This window comes from Candidatus Polarisedimenticolia bacterium, assembly GCA_036001465.1.
GTDB lineage: Bacteria > Acidobacteriota > Polarisedimenticolia > Gp22-AA2 > Gp22-AA2 > Gp22-AA3.
In genome coordinates this window covers 23564-43611 of sequence record DASYUH010000052.1, presented here as the reverse complement: position 1 = coordinate 43611, position 20048 = coordinate 23564, and the positions used below count along the sequence as shown (strand labels likewise).

The following is a 20048-nucleotide window of genomic DNA, read 5'->3' as shown; positions in this document are numbered from 1 at the left end:
ACGCATCTCCCTGAGACTCGAACGCAAGGCCCCTTTCCGAAATGCCTTCCCGCGCCCCCCGCATCGCCGATTCGGGGGCGCGATGGATCTCGGATTCCACGCCACAGCCGGGAGAGGATCCTGCCGCGCCGCCGGTTCACCGGCCGCGCAGGAGACACGGCATGCAAACGATGTTCCACGATCTGCTCCTGCCGGGAGTCCTGTTCCTGGTCGGAGTGTCTCTTGGATGGCTCAGCCGGATCGTCCTCGGACGCACGCGCATCGAGCAGGTCCGGGGAGAGAGCCGGGACATTCTCAACCAATCCCTCAAGGAAGCCGAGCATCACAAGCGCCAGGCCCTGCTGCAGGCCCGCGAGGAGTGGCTCAAGACCAAGGCCAGGCTCGATCAGGAGCTGCAGAACAGGGCGCTTGAAAGCGATCGTCGTGAGCAGGCCCTGGAGCAGCGTGAGTCCGGCCTGAGAGAGAAGGACGCGCGCGTGCGCTCCCGCGAGAGGGCGCTCGAGCAGCGCGAACGCGAGACGCAGGAGGTCCACACCGAGGCGCGGCGGGAGCGCGATCGGTCCCGGCGCCTGGCCGCGGAGCTGGGTGACCAGCTCAGCCGGGTGTCCGGTCTCACCACGGAAGACGCCAAGCAGATGCTCCTCGAATCCCTGAGGCAGGAGGTCCGCGTCGAGTCCGCCCGGATGATTCGCGAGGCGCGCGACGAGGCGCAGAAGAAGGCCGAGACCGAGGCCTGCAAGATCGTCTCCCTGGCGATCGAACGGACCGCCTCGGAATGGACGGCGGAGCGCAGCGTGACCGCGTTCCAGCTCCCCAGCGAGAAGCTGAAGGGGCGCATCATCGGGCACGAGGGCAAGAACATCCGCGCCTTCGAGAAGGCGACCGGTGTGCAGCTGCTCATCGACGAGCAGCCGGACACCGTCGTCCTCTCGTGCTTCAATCCCATCAAGCGGGAGATTGCGCGGTTGACCCTCGATCGGCTGGTGAGGGACGGCAACATCCATCCCCGCCGGATCGAGGATCTGGTTCAGAAGAACCAGCGCCGGGTCGAAGAGCTGATGCTGCGCGCCGGACAGGAGGCGCTGAAGGAGCTCGGGATCACCGGCGTCCATCCCGAGCTGGTCCGCATCCTCGGTCGCCTGCGGTACCGCACCTCCTACGGCCAGAACGTGTTGATGCACTCGATCGAGGTCGCCAAGCTCACCGCGATCATGGCCTCGGAGCTCCGGCTGGACGGGGCCCTTGCCAAACGGGCCGGGCTGTTCCACGACATCGGCAAGGCGATCGACTTCGAGCGGGAGGGAACGCATCCCGAGATTGGGGTCGAGGTCGCGACGCGCTACAATGAGCACCCTGTGGTGATCAACGCCATCGGCACGCACCACGAGGATGCCGACGTGGCCAATCCGATCTCCGTCCTGGTCTCGGCCGCCGACGCCATTTCGGGGTCGCGCCCGGGGGCGCGGCGCAAGAACGTGGTCGACTACGTGCGCCGGATCGAGCAGCTGGAAGGGCTGGCGAACGAGATGGAGGGCGTGGAGCAGTCCTACGCCATCCAGGCGGGCCGGGAGATCCGCGTGATCGCGCGGGCCGAAAAGGTGAGCGACGACCAGCTGGCGGTGCTGGCCTCCGATCTGGCGAGGAAGATCCAGGCCCAGATGGAGTACCCGGGGCGGATCAAGGTGACGGTCATCCGCGAGATGCGGGCCACCGCCACGGCCCATTGAGAGAGGAGCGACGGCCATGACGCAGATGGACCAGGCCAAGCGCGGCACGATCACCGAGGAGATGCGCTACGTCGCCGCCGTCGAGGGCGTCGAGCCGGAGGACCTGCGCCGGCGCATCGCGGCGGGCGTCGCCATCATCCCGAAAAACATCCACCACGACTACAATCCGATCGGGGTGGGGCAGGGGCTGGCGACGAAGGTCAACGCCAACATCGGAACCTCCGGTCACCACCAGCAGCTGCACGAGGAGCTCGACAAGCTCCGGATGGCGGTCCAGTGCGGCGCCGAGATGGTCATGGACCTGTCGACCGGCGACGAGCTGGACCGGGTGCGCCGTGAGATCCTCAGGCGCTGCCCGGTGATCCTCGGGACCGTGCCGATCTACCAGGCGGTCGCCGATCGCGGGTCGGTCCACGATCTGACGGCGGACGGACTCTTCGAGGTGATCGAGAAGCACGCCGCGGACGGAATCGACTTCGTGACCGTGCACTGCGGCGTCACCCGCGAAGCCGTGCGGCGTCTCGACGCCGACGGCCGCATCGCCGGGATCGTGTCGCGCGGCGGATCGATGCTGGCCTCCTGGATGGCGCGGACCGGGGAAGAGAACCCGTTGTTCACCCAGTACGATCGCCTGCTCGACATCGCCTTCGAGCACGACCTGACCCTGTCGCTGGGGGACGGCATCCGCCCCGGCGCCACCGGGGACGCGACCGACGCGGCACAGATCCAGGAGCTTCTGACCCTCGGGGAGCTGACGCGCCGGGCGCACGAGCGCTCGGTCCAGGTGATGATCGAGGGGCCCGGTCACGTCCCGATCGACCAGATCCAGTCGAACGTGCTGCTTCAAAAGCGCGTGTGCCGGGGGGCGCCGTTCTACGTGCTGGGCCCCCTGACCAGCGACATCGGGGCGGGGTACGATCACATCACCGGGGCGATCGGCGGCGCGGTCGCGTCGGCCGCGGGCGCCGACGTGCTCTGCTACCTGACCCCGGCGGAACACCTGAGGCTGCCGACCGTCGAGGACGTGCGCGACGGCGTCATCGCGACCAAGATCGCGGCGCATTCGGGCGACCTGGCCAAGGGGGTGTTCGGGGCCAGAAGCCGCGACGACCAGATGTCGGTCTACCGCAAGCGCCTGGACTGGGAAGGGCAATACCGCCTGTCGCTCGATCCGGAGAAGGCCCGCGAGCTGCGTCTCATGAGCGAGGACTACGACAAGGCGGTGTGCTCGATGTGCGGCACGCTCTGCTCGATGGCCCTCGAGAACACCCGATCCCGGCTGGGCGAGCTCCTGACGGCGCCCGAGGACGACGCGGCGCACCGCCACGTGCGGGTCGGCTCGGCGGCGTTCCGGCGCACGGCGGGGAACGCATGACGCCGTTCCAGGAGCGCTGCATCACGAGGAGCGGGCTGGGCGGCATCCTGGAAAAGGTCCTGGCGGGCCAGCGCCTGTCGGGGGACGATGGGATGACCCTCTACGCGCATCCGGACCTCCTGGCGGTCGGCGCGCTCGCCAACGAGGTGCGGGAAAAACGGCACGGACGCGCGGCGTACTACATCATCAACCAGCACATCAACCACACGAACGTCTGCGTGGCCGGCTGCAAATTCTGCGCCTTCTACCGCACGGCCCGACAGAGCGACGCCTACGTGCTGTCGACCGAAGACGTCGAGAGGCGGATGCGCGAGCACATCGACAAGCCGATCCGGGAGATCCACATGGTCGGGGGGGTGAATCCCGATCTGCCGCTGGACTACTTCGAGGACGTGATCCGGACCATGAAGCGGGTGCGCCCCGACGTGCACGTCAAGGCGTTCACGATGGTGGAGATCGCGGCCATGGCCGAGAATTTCGCCATGACGCCGGAGGACGTGATGCGCCGGCTGAAGGACGCCGGTCTGGGCTCGATTCCCGGGGGCGGGGCGGAGATCCTCACCGACCATGCGCACCAGGTCCTGTTCAAGGGGAAGATCGACCATCGCGCCTGGATGGACATCGCCAAGACAGCCCATCGGCTCGGGCTGAGAACCAACGCCACCATGATGTACGGACATGTCGAGACCCTCGAGGAGCGCCTGGAGCACATGCAGCTCCTGCGCGAAGCCCAGGACGAGACGGGCGGCTTCATGGCGTTCATTCCGCTCGCCTTTCACCCCGAGAACACGCGCCTGTCGCACCTGCCCCGGCCCTCCGCCGCCGACGAGCTGCGCAACGTCGCGGTGGGCCGGCTGATGCTCGACAATTTCTCCCATGTCAAGGCGTACTGGATCATGATGACCCCTCGCGTGGCGCAGGCGGCGCTGCATTTCGGCGCGGACGATCTCGACGGGACGGTCGTGACCGAGGAGATCTACCACCGTGCGGGCTCCACCTCCCCGCAGATGATCAGCGTGCCCCAGATGGTCGCTCTCATCGAGGAGGCGGGACGGATTCCCGTGGAGCGAGATTCGCTCTACAATCGCGTGGATGCGGCGGGATTCCCTCCCTCCGGACCGCGCGCCCCGTCACCCCTCCCCGTGCGACCGGCCGCGTCCCGGGCGACCGCCCCGCGGGCCTGACGGCGGGCCCGAAAATCGGGACGACCGGCGCGAAGGATGGGTGTGATCCCTTGTGGGTTCATCTGAACGGTCGTCTCGTGGCGGACAGCGAGGCACGGGTCTCGGTGTTCGATCGCAGCTTTCTTTACGGCGACGGCGTGTTCGAATCGTTGCGTGCCGTGGGGGGCGGCGTCTTCCGCCTCGACCGTCACCTGCAGCGACTGCGACGCTCCGCGGACGGGATCGGCCTCGATCTACCGGTCGCGCTTTCCGGTCTGGCGGCGGCCGTGGGCGACCTGCTGGAAGCGAATCGTCTGCGGGATGCGCGCATCCGGGTGACCGTGACGCGAGGCGCCGGCCGCCCCGGCGAGTACGTCGAGGCGGACGGTCCCGCGACCGTGGTGATCTCGTCGTCGGGCTTCGGCGGGCTCGACCCGGCGCTGCATCGCGAGGGGGTGACGGCCGCCATTCCGTCCCGGCGTCAGATTCCCCCCGAAGCGCTCGACCCGCAGATCAAGTCGACCTCGCGCCTGGGCTCCGTCCTGGCGCGGCGTGAAGCGCGCAATCGGGGAGCCTTCGAGGCGATTCTTCTCGACGGTCTGGGGAACCTCACGGAAGGGACCGTGAGCAACGTGTTTCTGGTGGAGGGGGGGCGGCTCCGGACCCCTCCGGCTCCGTCGGGCGGGCTGCCGGGAATCACCCGGGAAGCGGTGATCGAGATCGCGCGAGCCGCCTCGATCGAGGTCACCGAAGAGCCTCTTCCGTCCCGCCGGCTCTTCGCCGCGGACGAGGTGTTTCTCACCAACACGTCCTGGGAGGTGCTGCCGGTGGTCCGGGTGGAAGGCCGGCCGGTCGGAGGCGGAATCCCCGGCGCCGTGGCGCGCGATCTCCTCGAGCGCTACCGGGACGTGCTGCGGCGCGAATGCGCCACCGCGGCGGCCGCCGCGGGCGGGACGGCCCGATCATGACCGGAGCGCTCCTCCCGGTGTCCCCCCCGCCGCGGGCGGTCGTGGAGTTCCTGCCGCGCTTCATCGACCCCGTGGAGGCGCTCCTGCGTGTCCGCCGGCGCAGGAACCCGGTCCTGCTCCTGAGCGGCCTCGAGGACCATCCCGAATCACACCACTCGATCCTGGCGTGGGATCCCCTCCTCGTCGCCACGCTGCGGGGCGGCGAAGCGACACTGGCCCGGGTCCTGGACGGTGAGGAGCGGATCGATCGGCGCGCCGTGAGCGATCCGTTCGATTTCCTGCGCGCGCTCGCCCCGGCGGGGGCGTTGCAGCGAGCCGCACCGGGAGTGCCTTTCGCGGGCGGCGCGATCGGCTACCTCGGCTACGGTCTGAGGCGCGCCGTGGAGCGCCTGCCGTGCGCGCCCCCCGATCCCCTTGGCCAGCCGGATGCATGGTTTGGGCTCTACGATCGCGCCCTGGTCTTCGATCATCGGGAACGACGCGTCGTCCTGGTCGCCACGGGCCTCGGGGCCGCCGGCGAGCGCGAACGGGAAGCGCGCGCCGCGTCCGGCCTCGAGGAGATGCGACGCGTCATGTCGGGCCCGGCCCCGGTCGGAGAGCCCGGGCGCGCCCACGCCCCGGAGCGCGCGCCGGGGTCCCGGGGAGGCGGGGAGGGTGCCCGCCGAAACGCCCGTCTGAAGACGGACAGAAAGGCCTACCTCGCGACCGTCGCCCGGGCGCTCGAGTACATCGGTGCGGGCGATCTGTACCAGGTCAATCTGTCGCATCGCATCGAGTGCCCCTTCGATGGCGACCCCGCCGACCTGTTCGCCGATCTGGCCCGATGCAATCCGGCCCCCTTCTCCGCCTACCTGGACGCGGGTCCTTTCCAGGTGGTGTCGGCCTCGCCGGAGCGTTTCGTGGCGCTCCAGGGAAGCCGCGTCCGGAGCAGCCCGATCAAGGGCACGCGTCCCCGTGGCCTCACGCCGGAACAGGATGCGCGCCTGTCCCGCGAGCTGTCGCTGAGCGCCAAGGACCGCGCCGAAAACGTGATGATTGCCGATCTGGTCCGGAACGATCTGGGTCGGGTCTGCGAGACGGGGAGCGTGCGCGTCGAGAAGCTGTGCGCCCTGGAATCGTTCGCCACCGTGCACCACCTGGTCTCGTCCGTCTCCGGGGGCCTGCGACCGGACGCGGATCGCGTCGATGTCCTGAAGGCGCTCTTTCCGGGAGGATCCATGACCGGCGCCCCCAAGGTGCGCGCGATGGAGATCATCGACGAGCTGGAGGGGGAGGAGCGGGGGATCTACTCGGGCGGCATCGGCTATCTGTCGCTCGACGGAGGCATGGACTTCAACATTGTCATAAGAACCCTGGTGTGTGCAGCGGGCCGGGCGCACCTGCGAGTCGGGGGGGCCGTGGTGGCCGATTCCCAGCCGGAAACAGAGTATCGGGAGACGCTCGACAAGGCCAAGGCGCTGCTCGATGCGCTGGGGGCCCGCCTCGTCAATGGCTGACACCGCCGGGCGGCGGCGCGGCGGGGAATCTAGAAGCTGAAGTTGAGCATGACGGTGGCCCAGCCCTGTCCGTCGCGGGGCATTCCGGAGGACAGCACCGCGCGCCCGCGCGACCCGAGCGGACAGTCGAGAGAGAGGCGGATCGGCTCGTTGCGCACCGGAATCTCCAGCCGCCCGGAGAGACGGGACGCTTCGGCGCGCATCAGGAGGGCGGGGTGCGCGTCGAGACGCATCCCGATTCCACCACGCCATCCCCCATCGGCCGCTCCCGGAACGGAGGGGGACATGCCCGCTTGCGTGCTTTCCGGGCTGGCGGGCGGACGGGAGCGCGTGCCTCGGGATGAGAGGCTCCCGAGCAGGTCGATGGTCCGGCCAAGGCCGAGCGAGGTCCTGGCCAGACGCTCGAGCTCCACGTCCAAGGCCCGGCGAACGGATCGGGTCACGATGCGCGACGCCTCGTGGCTCCGCCGCTTGAGAGCGTCCGAATCCAGGTCCTCGAAGACCCTGTCGGGGACCGCCGTCACGTCCGACATGTTCTGGCGTCGATACCGCAGCGCCTCCCGCTGCATTCGCGCCATGAGCCGCCCCGAAAATCCCAATGCAGTGAACTCGCCGGGCTCCCGGTGCTTGTCCATGGACGACAGGGTGAAATCGGACGACTGGATCAGCGTCCGTCCCGCCTCGAGGCGCGAGATCGCCGGGATGGGAAGAGTGAACGACGTCGGGAGAATGTGTGCGGGAGCCGTGAAGGTGGCGGTCGCCGGGGCCATCCCCGAACGATCGCCCGTGACGTCGATGGGCTCCGGCAGGCTCGACGCGGACGCCCGGCCGGAGAAGGCGAGCACCCACCCCGCCATGACGAGGGCCGAAGCCCGTCCCAGGCGGCTCAGGCGCCGTCCCGAGTGATCGGGTCCATCCTGGAAATGGCGCATGCCGAAAACTACGACCATCCGGCTGGAAGTCAAGGCCTACAAGGGTTTCAGTGGACCTCTGGGTGCGGACTACAGTCCGCGCCGGGACCATCCGGGCGGCCGTCAGCCCGCCGACAGACAGCCGGAAGCCGGTGCTATAATCCGCCGGCTCCGCCAGGGGGAAGGCCGGTCGTCCTCCGTTCAGTCTCCCAGAGAGGGCGTGTGACCAGCACGGCGTTCCTTCTGTTCCTGTCGTCCTGCAGCACCGCCATCATCCACGCCCTCATTCCGGACCACTGGCTTCCTTTCGTTCTCATGGCGCGCGCGCAGGGCTGGAGCGAGCGGCGGGCCGCCACGCTGACAGGTCTCGCGGGGGTCCTGCACGTCCTGGTGACCGTCGTGGCAGGGGGTCTGACAATTTTTGTCGGATCCGCGTCCGTCCAGAGGCTGGCGGAGTGGACCGGGCACTCCCTGGGCTTCGTGGGAGGTCTCCTGCTGGCGGTGTTCGGGCTGGCGTACGGCGTCTTTCGCCACTTCAGGGAGGCGCGGGTCCATGCGACGGCCGGCCCGAGTCGGGAGAAGACGGAGGCGGCCGGCGGGCACATCCACGTGCACGGCCACCTGCTGGAGCGTTGGTTTCACGGCGCCCTGACGGCCGGGGCGCTCGTCCTGGTCATCGGCATCAGCCCGTGCGCGCTCCTGGTGCCGATCCTGTTCGCCGCCTCGGCGGCCGGCACGGGGGCCGTCCTGGCGGCGGCGCTGGGGTTCGCGCTGTGCACCATCGCGACCATGGTCGGGGTGACGATCGTCGCCATGCGCGGCATGCGTCGGATCGAGCTGCCCTTCTTCACCCGGTACGGCGACCTGATCAGCGGCGCCCTGGTCGGCGCCGTCGGGTTCCTCCTCATGCTTCATGAGTCCTGATCGCTTGCGATCGCGAGGACGATTCTGGTATAAATCGCAACGGTCGTCCCGGCCGCGCCTGATCGCGGGACACCTCGATACGGGTGAGCGAGGGTCATGCTCCTGACGATCCGCGAGGCCTCCCAGCTGGTCGGCAGAACGCCCGCCACCATCCGCCGGTACATCCGCTCCGGTCGCCTGAAAGCCGACAAGGAACTCGGAAAATTCGGAGAGGAGTACAAGATCCGGCGGGAGGATCTGCTGTCTTTGGGATTGGCCGCGCAGTCGGATCTCCCCGTGCGGACGGCCTCGTCCGTCCAGGCCGCCCTGGTGTCGGAGCCGAAGGAGGCCGTGGTCCCCGTGTCCCTGTTCAACGACCTGCTCATGAAGCACGAGCAGATCCTGGTCCAGTACGGGATGATCCGGGCCGGAGGCCAGAAGCTCTTCGAGTACAAGGCCGCCGCGGAGAGCCGGGAGGAAGACCTGCGCCGCGCCGAGGAGCGCTACCAGGCGCTGCGCTCGCGCGCCGTCCGCGAGATCCAGTTCCTGCGCAAGCACATGCGGGAGGCGGAGATCGAAGTGGAGGAGCGCAACATCGAGATCACGCTCCTGCAGGAAAAGATCAAGAGGCTGGAACTGGCCGCGGCGCACGCGGCCACCGTCGACACGTTCGATCGCAGCCTGGTGGAGATTCGCCAGAAGGAGCGCGAGATCGCGCAGATGGAGGCGGAAGGCCCGAAGGCCCAGACGCCGTACGACCCCGCTCCCGAGTGGGTGAAGACGTACACGCCTCCGGACGGTGACCAGGATCACTGAGAGGAACGCGATCGGCCCCGCCGGGTCCTCGGTCGGGTTCCCGGGAGCCGGCGCGGTTCGCGGACAGGCTCCTAGGTTCGGCGCCGGCCCGAGGCGGAGCGCCGGGGCCGTGTGCTCTGTCCGAGTCGGGGGTCGCGGCCGGTGGCAGCCTGACGGCCGCGTCGCGCAGGAGGCGCCGGACCCGCCACCCCTCCCCCTGCGGCCGGCGAGCGGGAGCCCGCAGTCGCGGCGCCGCTCTTGGCGCGAGGCTCCGATTGCCGGCACGCTTCGACAATAGTCTGAATGACCTTGGACTTGAGCACGACGTCCTCCGCGGCGTCGGGCCGCGCTTCTGCGAATATAGGGACGCCGTCGCCGCGATCAAGACGAGGAGCCGCGGATACGGAAATGAAACACGCGCCGGCCACGATCGGGACCGGACGCGTTCGCCACACCGATCCGGAGAACCAGAACATGAAGCGCGTGCTGCCGCTGAGCCTGTTGGCCCTGACGCTGTTCGGTCTCGAGGCTGCCGCCACCGGCGGAGAGACGGCCGACCTCGTGCTGCTCGATCTCCCGAAGGGAAGCTGGCTCGCGACCGTGCGCGGAGACGCCAGCGTGACGGTTCTGGAGGAGAAGGAAGGCTGGCGGCGCGTGAGGCTGGAGGGTTGGATGATGGCCGTGCCCGGATCGGCGGAGGGAAGAGGCGCGTCGCAGGGATCCGCCTCCGCGCCGGCAGCGACCGGCGGCGCGCGGATCGTCGGCGTGCTGGGGCCCGACATCCGGACAGGAGGCGCGCCCGGAGCGGGACTGCTGGTGCTCCTGGCCCGGGAGAGCCCCGCGCTCGATGCCGAGCACCGAAAGGGCGGCGAGGAATGCGGCGACAGCGTGAAGGAGGCGGATCGGCGGATCGAGGTCCTCAACGAGGATCTGCGGAGAGCGCTCAATTCGTCGAACAATTTCAGGGACGCCACCACCCGGAATGACGCGGTCCAGCGACGGCTGAAGGACGCCGAGGCGGAACGACGGAGAGTGGTCGAGGAGTGCCGCGGTCGGGCCGAGGCGATCTTCCAGAAGCACGCCGTGTCCCGCGCCATTTCCGACGGGAACGGGAGCTTCGCTTTTGAGGATGTGGCGCCCGGACGCTACCGGGTCGTCGCCTTCGACGCATCGGAGGCGAGACCGCGCTCCTGGTCGCTTGGATGCGCCATCGAGGGCGGGGGCTCGAGGGTTCTGGACCCGTCGGCGGACCGGACTGCCGTCGACGCGGACTGGGGAATTCGCTGATCCAGTTCCCTAGACCCGGAGCTCCACGATCGTGACGCCGGGGCCCCCCTCGTTGGACGGAGCGCTGGCGAAGGTCTCGACGTGCGGATGGCGGGCCAGGAGATCGGCGACCGCCCGCTTCAAGCGTCCCGATCCGACGCCGTGGACGATGCGGATCGGAGTCAGTCCTTCCAGGTAGACGTCGTCGAGGTATTTGTCCACGAGGGCGAGTCCCTCGTCCACGGTGAGACCCAGGATTCGGATCTCGGCCTGCGCGTCCGCACCGGGCTTCCGTGCCAGCGTGACCCCGGCCGGCAGGCGGGACGCACGATCGGCCGGGTCGCTCTTGGGAGACTCCGGCCGGCAATCGGCAAGGGCCACCGTCGTCCGCATTCCGCGCACCACGACGACGGCCCGGTCGCCGCGCACCGCCTCCAGCGTGCCGCGCAGCCCCAGGCCCTCGACGAGAACCGGCGTGCCGGGAGCCAGGGTCGTCGCCGGCCTCGAAGGCGGCATGACGCGGCCGGTCGCCTGACGGATCAGGGTGCGCGCCCTGGCCCGCAGAGCGGCGGACGCCTTCAGCTCCTGGCGCCTGAGGACCGCCGCGAGCTTCCGGTCCTTGATGGCCGTCAGATACGTCTCCCCCTCCTGCCGCATGGCCTTGAGCGCCGTCTCGATTTCGGCGGCCACCGCGTCGCGGCGGGTCGCCTCCCTGGAGGCCATCTCGGCGGTCATCTGCGCCCGCTCCCGGTCGAGCCGCTGCCTCTCCTCCCGCGCCTCCGCCAGTCGGCTCTCCAGCTCCTGGGCCATCGCCTGCAGCCGGGTGAGGTAACCTGAAATCCTCTCGCCCGCATGACCGCGTCGGGCGCGCGCCTCCCTGAGAATCGCGTCCGGAAGGCCGAGCCGCGCGGCGACCTCCAGGCCGCCGCTGCGGCCTGGAATGCCGGGGATCAGGCGGTAGGTCGGGGTGGAGCTCGACTCGTCGAAGTGCATGGCGGCATTGGCGCATCCCGCGGTGGTGGCGGCGTACGCCTTGAGGGCTTCCAGGTGTGTGGTGGCGATCACCAGGGCGCCCTGATCGCGCAGATAGTCCACGATGGCGGTCGCCAGGGCGACGCCGTCCTCGGGATCGGTCCCGGTGCCGACCTCGTCCAGAAGGACCAGCGCAGGAGAGGCCAGCTGGTCCGCGATCCCGGCGATATTCGTCATGCGGGCCGAGAAGGTGCTCAGCCGATCCGGGATCGACTGGCGATCACCGATGTCGATGAAGACGCCGCGGAAGATCGGCAGGAGGGCGCTGTCCGCCGGCACGGATATCCCCGACTGAAACATCAGAGCGAGGAGGCCGGCGGTCTTCAGGGCGACCGTCTTGCCGCCGGTGTTGGGGCCGCTGATCACCAGGACCCGCGTCCCTGCGGGAATCGCGAGGTCGAGCGGCATGATGGGGAGTCCCTGCGATCGGAGCGACAGCTCGAGGAGGGGGTGGCGGGCGCCCTCGAGGCGCATGTCGCCCGAGGGGGACGGCGCCGCCGGCCGGGCGCGGAACTTCCGCGCCAATCGCGCCTTCGCGGACAGGACGTCGAGCGTGCCGATCCCGGCGCTCAGATTGCGCATCTCCGGGAGGCGCCCGCGCAGGAGGTCGCTGTACTCCTGCAGGAGTCGCTGGACCTCGGCCGCCTCCCGATCGCGCAGGGTCACGATCTCGTTGTTCAGCTCGACCGTTTCGATCGGTTCGATGAAGACCGTCGCGCCGCTTCCGGACACGCCGTGGACGATGCCCGCCAGCGTCGCCTGGGATTCGGCGCGGATCGGGATGACGTGCCGGTCGCTCCGGATCGAGATGAATGTGTCCTGGAGGGCGCGCGCAACCTCCGGCCTGCCGACGATGGCGTCGAGGGCCGCCTTCAGGCGCTCGTTGCGCCTGCGGATCTCCTGGCGCACCGCCCGCAGCTCGTCGCTCGCCCCGTCCTCGATCTCGCCCGTCGCCGCGACCTTGCCGTCCAGGAACCGGACGAGGTTCCCCAGGTCCGGCAGATCTCGGGCGATTTCCAGGAGCACCGGATACTCGGCCCGGGCCTCCGTCAGGGCGGACTTGAGGCTTCGGCCGGCCTTCATGAGGGTGACCAGGTCGAAGACCTCGAGCGGGCCAAGAACCGACCCCTCGATCTCGAGCCTGGACAGCATCGGCGTCGGATCCGGCACCACCCCGAAGGGGAGCGCCCCCCGGCTCTCCGAGTAGCCTGCCATGGCGGCTGCCAGCCGGTTCTCGCGTTCGACGGTTGCGGGATCGTAGGAGGGCTTGAGCGCCAGGGCGAGAGCGGTCCCCGGCGGCGTGGCGGTCTCCCGGGCCAAGAGCCCCAGGACCTGGTCGAACTCCAGGGCCAACAGGACGTTCTCGATCAACCCTCTCACCAGATTTAGTACTTCTCTCTTGACAGGCCCCTATATCTTGGGTAGAGTCCCGGTATACAGGTTGGAGCAATCAGGGGAAATCGCGATACCTGCTGGAGAGATTGTGAGATTCCCGGAACTGCCCGCCTTCCAGAAGTTGACCACGTACCGGAGCCTTTTCCACGAACTTCCCCACACCATCGCTGGGGGCGCGAGCTCCCAGTTCTGCGTTTGTCAACCTCGGTAGCCGAAGCACGGGCAGTTCCGGGAAATGCAACATGACCGCCGCGCCGGCGATGCGTAGACCGGCGCGCCGCCTCGAAGTATAATTCCGGCCTTCATGAACGCCCGCGACCAACGGAATGTAGCACACAAGCGCCGCCCGCACCGCGGAGATCTGGCCTCCGCGGCGCTGCTCTTGGCCGTCCTCGCCGGAGCCCCTGCGGCACCGCCGGAGGCGGGCGCGGCCATCACCGGATCGTCGCCGCAACCCCCGGAGACCATGGTTCCGCCCACGGCCACGCCGCCCGAGATTCGCGCTCCGGGTCTGCCGCCCATGCCGGCTCCGGGCAAGGGGAGGCTGGCACTCCATATCGACGGCAACCGTCGCTGGTGCACCTTTCCCGACGATCGTCTGGTCCGGCCGGAAGCGAAGGAAGGCGTGGTGGACAAGCAGAACGGGATCTTTACCTTCGGATACAAGTTCACCATCGCGGCGGTCAGGAGGGGAGACGCCGACACCGTGGTGATGCTCTTCGAGTCCCCCGTGTACCGCACGGCGTCCTGGCGCCCGGCTTCCAAAGTCGGCAATTACCGCAAGCCGGCGCCCCGGGCTCCGATGATCATTTCCGAGGGGGAGCGGCTGCCGCGGCCGAAGCAGATCCCGCAGGCACCCGATACCCTGGTGCCGTTCTGGGAGCCGCAGAACCGGTGCGTGGGGTTCCCCGAGCGGATGGATTTCGATCTCGACCCGGGAACCTACGACATCTATGCGGCATTCGATCTCGTGAAAGGGGACGGGTCCTGGGTCCACCGTACCACCGGGTACCTGACCGACATCCCCGTCGAGGCGGCGCGCCGCACGCGTCTCGACGGGCTCGTCAACATGGGTCGGGGATCCGACCGGCAGTTGGAGATCAGGAGCTTCACTCTGGAGCCCGGCCCGGACCTCCCGGGGCCAGCCGGTTCTTGACGGGCCGCTGGTCGTCCCTCCTCGCCGGTCCGCTGCTTGCCCTCCTGTTGTACATCCCGACGCTCGGGCACGATTTCGTGTTCGACGATCGCGGCGTGATCGAAGCCAACCCCCTCATGCACGACATCCGCGACCTGCCCAGGCTGTTCGTGACACCGTACTGGAACGCGCCGCTGCACTCCCGGCTGCTCTACAGGCCCCTGACCAGCGCCTCGTTCGCTCTCGACCGCGCGATCTCCGGAATGCGGCCGGCCTGGTTTCATGCGGTCAACGTGGCGCTGCACGCCCTCGCCACGCTTCTCGTCGCCGGGCTGGCGCTCGAGCTTCTGCCGGGCCGGCCGGCGGCGGCCGCAGTCGCAGGCGCGCTCTTCGCGGTCCATCCCGTGCACGTGGAAGCGGTGGCGGGTATCGTCGGCCGCGCCGAAATCCTGGCCGCGATCGGCGTCCTCTCGGCCATCGCGTGCCATCGCCGCGCGCTTCTGGCCCGCCCGGAGCGGGCCACTCTGTGGGTCGCGGCGGCATGGGTTTCGGCCCTGGGCGGCGTCCTGGCCAAGGAATCGGCCATCGTCACGCCGCTTCTGGTCCTTCTGGCCGAACGGACGATGCCCGGAGTGCAGGCCGCCTCGCGCGCCCGGCGCCTCGTGCTGCACGCGGGGTACGGCATGGTCGCGCTCGGCTACCTCGGGATCCGTGCGGCGGTCCTGGGGACGATCGGACCCGGCCAGCCGATCCCATTCGTCGACAACCCGGCCGCCGCAGCGGGGGCCGTCGCGGGCCGTCTGACGGGGCTGGGAACGCTCGCGCGCTATGCCCGCCTGCTCCTCTGGCCCGACCGGCTGTCCGCCGATTATTCCTACGATCAGATCCCGGTCATCCGGAGCCTTTTCGATCCCCTGGCGATCCTGGGGCTCCTCATCCTGGTGGCGGTCGTGGTGGGAGGCGCACGGCTGGTGCGCCGGGCCCCCGCGTGCGCCTTCGCGCTGCTGTTCACGGCGGCGACCGCCTGCCTGACCACGAACGTGGTCCTGTTCATCGGCACCCTCCTGGCGGAGCGCCTGATGTACCTGCCGAGCGTCGGCCTGTGCCTCCTGGCCGGCTGGGCCGTCGGACGGTCGACGGGTCCGCGGGCGCGGTGGATCCTGGGCGGCGCCGCGGCGCTCGCCGTCCTCCTCCTCGCGGGGCGCTCGTGGGCGCGCATTCCGGAGTGGAAGGATGATTTCTCCCTCTACAGCAGCGCGGCGCGCGTCTCCCCTCGATCCGCGCGCATCCGTTACAACCTGGGCAACGGTCACCTGAAGGCCGGTCGGTACGCCGAAGCCGAGATGAACTATCGGGAGGCGCTCCGGATCTACCCGGAGTTCCAGGATGCCCGCGTCAATCTGGGGATGGCGCTCTTGCAGCTGCACCGGGCGCAGGACGGCCTGGCGCTCCTCGAGGCGGCCGTGCGCCTCGATCCCCAAAGCGCCGATCTCGCCGTGAACGTCGGCACGGCGTACCAGGCCCTCGGAGATGAGGCACGGGCGGAGGCGGCGTTCCGCCGCGCCCTGGAGCTCGACCCGCGATCCGCGCGAGCCTGGAACAACCTGGGATCCATCGAGCTGCGACGCGGAAACGCGGAGGAGGCGGCGGAGGTGATCGCGCGAGCGGTCGCGATCGATCCGCACATGGCCGTCTTTCGGGTCAACCTCGCGGACGCGCTCAACGCCGCGGCGCGCACGAGCGAGGCGGCGGAGCAGTTCCGGGAGGCCTACCGGATCGATCCGGACCTGCCCGAAGCCCATCGCGGCCTCGGAGAGGTGGCCCTGAGCCGGGGCGACCTCGAGACCGCCGAGCGCGAATTCCGGCTGGCGGCCGGGGCGCGGGTGCCCTCGGCGCGGGCCGCCAATTTCCTGGGATATGTGCTGACCCGCACGGAACGCTACTCCGAGGCGGTGGTCCAGTACGAGAAGGCGATTGCCATTCAGCCGGACCTGGCCGATGCCCATGCGAGCCTCGGCCTGCTGTACGCCGCGCGCGCCGGCGATCGGGCCAGGGCGATCGAGCACCTCCGGACGTCGCTCCGCCTGGATCCCGCCCAGGCCCGGGCGGAGGATCTGCGCGCGCTACTGGACAGGCTGGAGAAGCGACAAGGGGGAGTGAGCGGTCCTGGAGCCCGGCCCAATACCCGGACAGGCTCCTAAGAGCGGCCCGGCGTCCGCTTGACCGTGTCGGGCCGGGTCGTCGACGGCGGGGGTGAGCTCTTCTCGGCGGCGAGCTCCTCGAGGATCACCTTCTTGAAGCCCTCGAACGATCGGTCCTGAACCCGCTTTCCATTGATGAACATGCTGGGTGTCCCGAGGACGCGGGCGGCCGCTCCATCGGCCAGGTCCTTCTGGACCTGCGCCTCGTGCCGGCCGGACTGCATCGCCTTCTCGAACTCCGCCTGGTTCAGTCCGACCTCTTTCGCCCACTTCTTGATGTTCTCCTCGTTGATGGCGCTGAAGTTCTGGAACATCTTGTCGTGGAGCGGCCAGAATTTTCCCTGGGCATTCGCCGCCATCGAGGCCACGGCGGCCTGCCGGGCATATTGATGGATGTTGAGCGGGAACTGCTTGAAGACCAGCTTGACCTCTTTGGGGAACGCCTTCAGGACCTGCTCCAGGGTGGACTGGACCCCGGCGCAGAAGGGACACTGGAAGTCGGAGAACTCCACGATCACCACGCGGGCCTCCTTCGGCCCGCGCACCGGGCTGCCGTCGATGTCGATATTGTAGGCGACGCCCGCATCGTCGGGCAGCTTGACCTCCACGAAGGTGCCCGCCTTGGCCTTCAGGACCGTGACCACCTCGGCCTCCGGCTTCCCCTCGCGCAGGGAGTCGATGATCGTCCGGGAGAAGATGAGGCTCCGGCGGCAGGACGAATCGCGGTCCCGGCAGGTGGCGATGGTCATCTTGCATCCGCAGTTGCAGTCATTCTCGTTCATCACCTTGAGGGCGATCTTCTTCTGAGCGTCCGACAGACCCGTCCAGTCGACCTCTTTCAGTCTCGAGAGATCGGTGATCGGCGGATGGGTCTCGGCGCGTCCGGCCGACGGCACGGCGAGAGCCACGACCAGAAGCGTCGGCAACATGATGAGGCGCGGGGCGTTCATAGCGGGTCTGATTCTACGCGGGGATCATGAAAAGTCAAGGAATCGGGGCGCCCGGGGGGCGTCCGACTTGCCGATGCTCCGGGGAACACTATATTTGCGCCCCAGCGGAGCAATCCGGAGGGGAGGACCTTGGCCCTGCGATCCTGGGTGGAACCGATCGAGCACACCAGCCCGAAGACCGTTCGCCTGGCCCTGCGCTGGATGCTCATCCTGGCCACCGCCCTGATCCTCTCACCACCGGGCGGCATCCGCCTGACGGTGTTCGATCTCGGCCTCGTCCTGGCGTTCGTCGCCAGCAACGTGGCTCTCACGGCGCTTCCCGAGCGGGTGTTCCTCTCGCGCAACCTCGAGTACGTCGTGGTGGTCGCGGACACCTTCCTCGTCTCGCTGGCGTTGTTCCGCGCCGGGCTCGAGGGCGGCGACCTGCCGCTGGCCTTCTTCCTCAACCTCCTGCTCGCGGCGCTGGGGACCGACCTCCTGCGCATCGTGGCGGGCGCCACGGTCGTGTCGGGGTTCTATCTGTATCTAATGAAACGCCGCGGCGTCGAGGGGGTCGATCTCTCCGCCCTCCTGATGCGCATCCCGTTCCTGTACACCGCCGCCCTGTACTACGGCCACCTGGTCCACCAGGGGCGGAAGGACCAGGCGAGAACCGGTCTGATCGAGCGCGAACGCATCGAGCTCAAAACGTTTCACGAGATCACGGCCGCGACCACCTCCACCCTGGAGCTGCGCGAGGTCTTCTACCTGATCGTGCAGCGCATCGCGCAGCTGGTGGGCGCCAGGCGCTGCTCCGTGCTGACGGTGGATGCGAAGACGGGCACCTGTTCCGTGCTCGCGAGCAGCGACAATCCCGGGGTCTGCGGCCTCGTGATCGACCTCGACAAGTACCCCGAGGTGCGCAGGGCGATCGACACCCGCGAGACGGTGGTGATCAACGACATCGCGGCCGAGCCGCTCATGCAGCCGATGAAGGACACCCTGGACAAGCTGGGATACCAGTCCATCCTGGTCCTGCCCATCCTGTACCAGGACTTCCTCCTGGGGATGCTGTTCCTGCGGGCGGCGCGCGTCGAGAGGCGCTTCACGCGCGAGGAGATCACCGCCTGCCAGGTCGTGGCCAACGCGTCCGCCAGCGCCATCAAGAACGCCCTGCTCTACGAGCAGCTGCGCCACGACGCGCACGCGCGGCAGCAGGAAGCGGAGAAGCTGCAGAAGATCCTCGACCAGTTCCCGGACCTCATCTACACGACCGACCGCGAGGGGCGGTTTACCGAGTTCAGCCGTGGGGGGGAGACGATGCTCGGGCTCTCGCGCGGCCAGGTGATCGGCTCGAGCTGCCTGGACCTCTACCCGGATCCCGAGGCGCGCGACCGCATCAGGAACCTGCTCGAAGGGGCGCGGCCCCTCGCGGGCGTGGAGACCACGGTGCGCGGCCGGGAGGGCGGCCTGCGCGACGTGCTGGTGGCCGCCTCGCCCCTGAAGGACGCGGCCGGGGCGCCCTGCGGGACGGTCGGCATCATCAAGGACATCACCGACCTGAAATCGGCGAGACGGTCCCTTCAGGTCACCGAGAAGCTGTCCGCCATGGGGGAGCTGGTCAGCGGCGTGGCGCATGAGCTGAACAATCCCCTGACCGGCGTCCTGGGCTACGCGCAGCTCCTCATGGGGGGGGCCACGGACGCCAGGCAGCGCAAATCGGTGGAGCGGATCTTCGAGTCGGCCCTTCGCTGCCAGAAGATCGTCCAGAACCTCCTGGCGTTCGCCCGGCGGTATCCCTCGGAGAAGCGCTACCTGGGGCTCAACGGCATCATCGAGAAGACCCTCGATCTGAAGGCCTACCAGCTGCGGGTCAACAACCTGAAGGTGGTGAAGAGCCTGGATCCGCTCATCCCCAAGACGATGCTCGATTTCAACCAGATGCAGCAGGTCCTGCTGAACCTGATCACCAACGCCGAGCACGCCATCGCGTCCAACCGGGGCCAGGGGACCCTGAGCCTGTCCACTGCGGCGCGGGACGGCATGATCCGCCTGGAGGTGCGCGACGACGGGCCGGGGATGCCGCCCGAGGTCCTGGCCAGGATCTTCGATCCGTTCTTCACGACCAAGGAGGTCGGCGAGGGGGCGGGTCTGGGACTGTCGGTCTCGTACGGGATCGTCAAGGATCACGGGGGGCGGATCTGGGCCGAGAGCCGCGCGGGCGAGGGGACGAGCATCATGATCGAGGTGCCGGTCGTCGCCGACGCCGCCTCCGAGGCGACGCCGGGGGCGGGGCAGGGACCGGCGCTCGCCGGCCGGACTCTGAGCATCCTGGCCGTGGATGACGAGGCGGTCATTCTCGACCTGATCGTGGACGCGTTCGGCCGGGACGGCCGACACACGATCGACACCGCCGGGAGCGCGCGCGAGGCGATTCAGAAGCTCGAGCGCCGCACCTACGACATCCTCCTCCTCGATCTCAAGATGCCCGAAATGGACGGCCAGCAGCTGTTCGAGGAGATCCGGCGGCGCTGGCCCGACATGGGTCGCCGGGTGGTCTTCGCCTCGGGGGACACGCTCCATCCGGCCACGCGGCATTTCCTGGATCATTCCGGCTGTCCCTGCGTGGACAAGCCGTTCAAGCTCGAGCACCTGGCGAACACGATTGCCACCCTCGCCGGGGGCGCCGCGCCGCATCCCCGCTCGGCAGCGGGCGGCTGACGCGGAGCGCATCCGCGCCCTCTCCTCACGG

14 protein-coding genes are annotated in these 20048 nt (G+C 69.0%); 11 read left to right on the top strand and 3 right to left on the bottom strand.

Features of this window, described 5'->3' with window-relative positions:
* The first annotated feature begins 161 nt into the window (after window positions 1–161).
* From rny to pabB, 5 genes are read left to right on the top strand one after another with little or no spacing between them, the layout of a single operon-like run.
* Window positions 162–1727 carry a ribonuclease Y gene (gene rny / locus VGV60_10425; GenBank protein ID HEV8701673.1) on the top strand — a complete coding sequence of 522 codons (1566 nt, stop codon included), beginning with the start codon at window positions 162–164 and terminating at the stop codon, window positions 1725–1727.
* A gap of 16 nt (window positions 1728–1743) precedes the next feature.
* Window positions 1744–3102, top strand: coding sequence for a phosphomethylpyrimidine synthase ThiC (thiC, locus tag VGV60_10420; GenBank protein ID HEV8701672.1), 1359 nt, complete (start codon window positions 1744–1746; stop codon window positions 3100–3102).
* Window positions 3099–4286, top strand: a complete 1188-nt coding sequence (mqnE, locus tag VGV60_10415; GenBank protein ID HEV8701671.1) for an aminofutalosine synthase MqnE — start codon at window positions 3099–3101, stop codon at window positions 4284–4286. The genes thiC and mqnE overlap by 4 nt, the downstream gene beginning before the upstream one ends.
* 50 nt (window positions 4287–4336) lie before the next feature.
* Window positions 4337–5233: an aminotransferase class IV gene (locus tag VGV60_10410; GenBank protein ID HEV8701670.1), complete on the top strand. Its 897-nt coding sequence runs from the start codon at window positions 4337–4339 to the stop codon at window positions 5231–5233.
* A complete protein-coding gene (pabB, locus tag VGV60_10405; protein ID HEV8701669.1) occupies window positions 5230–6729 on the top strand; it encodes an aminodeoxychorismate synthase component I in 1500 nt (499 codons plus the stop codon). Before VGV60_10410 ends, pabB begins: the two co-directional genes overlap by 4 nt.
* Window positions 6730–6758: 29 nt before the next feature.
* Here pabB and VGV60_10400 read toward each other — a convergent pair whose 3' ends face one another.
* Window positions 6759–7661, bottom strand: a complete 903-nt coding sequence (locus VGV60_10400) for a hypothetical protein (GenBank protein ID HEV8701668.1) — start codon at window positions 7659–7661, stop codon at window positions 6759–6761.
* A 201-nt stretch (window positions 7662–7862) separates the two neighbouring features.
* On the opposite strand from VGV60_10400, the gene VGV60_10395 reads away from it, so the two are divergent.
* The 3 genes from VGV60_10395 (at window position 7863) to VGV60_10385 (ending at window position 10625) form a co-directional block, all read left to right on the top strand.
* The gene (locus VGV60_10395; protein HEV8701667.1) at window positions 7863–8564 is read left to right on the top strand and encodes a hypothetical protein; all 702 of its coding nucleotides are present in this window, start codon (window positions 7863–7865) and stop codon (window positions 8562–8564) included.
* Between the two features lie 96 nt (window positions 8565–8660).
* On the top strand, window positions 8661–9359 hold the full coding sequence (locus tag VGV60_10390; GenBank protein ID HEV8701666.1) for a helix-turn-helix domain-containing protein: 699 nt from the start codon (window positions 8661–8663) through the stop codon (window positions 9357–9359).
* A 387-nt stretch (window positions 9360–9746) separates the two neighbouring features.
* Window positions 9747–10625, top strand: coding sequence for a hypothetical protein (locus tag VGV60_10385; protein ID HEV8701665.1), 879 nt, complete (start codon window positions 9747–9749; stop codon window positions 10623–10625).
* Between the two features lie 9 nt (window positions 10626–10634).
* On the opposite strand, the gene VGV60_10380 is transcribed toward VGV60_10385, so the two are convergent.
* Window positions 10635–13016, bottom strand: coding sequence for an endonuclease MutS2 (locus VGV60_10380; protein ID HEV8701664.1), 2382 nt, complete (start codon window positions 13014–13016; stop codon window positions 10635–10637).
* Window positions 13017–13497: 481 nt separating this feature from the next.
* On the opposite strand from VGV60_10380, the gene VGV60_10375 reads away from it, so the two are divergent.
* On the top strand, window positions 13498–14187 hold the full coding sequence (locus tag VGV60_10375) for a hypothetical protein (GenBank protein ID HEV8701663.1): 690 nt from the start codon (window positions 13498–13500) through the stop codon (window positions 14185–14187).
* Window positions 14184–16367, top strand: a complete 2184-nt coding sequence (locus VGV60_10370; GenBank protein HEV8701662.1) for a tetratricopeptide repeat protein — start codon at window positions 14184–14186, stop codon at window positions 16365–16367. The genes VGV60_10375 and VGV60_10370 overlap by 4 nt, the downstream gene beginning before the upstream one ends.
* On the opposite strand, the gene VGV60_10365 is transcribed toward VGV60_10370, so the two are convergent.
* Window positions 16364–17317 (bottom strand): thioredoxin domain-containing protein, encoded by a 954-nt coding sequence (locus tag VGV60_10365; protein HEV8701661.1) that lies wholly within the window; start codon window positions 17315–17317, stop codon window positions 16364–16366. The two genes, VGV60_10370 and VGV60_10365, sit on opposite strands and share 4 nt — an antisense overlap.
* A gap of 129 nt (window positions 17318–17446) precedes the next feature.
* Between VGV60_10365 and VGV60_10360 the strand changes: the two genes are divergently transcribed.
* Complete coding sequence (locus VGV60_10360; GenBank protein ID HEV8701660.1) at window positions 17447–20017, top strand: ATP-binding protein; 2571 nt, start codon at window positions 17447–17449, stop codon at window positions 20015–20017.
* The last annotated feature ends 31 nt before the right edge of the window (window positions 20018–20048 follow it).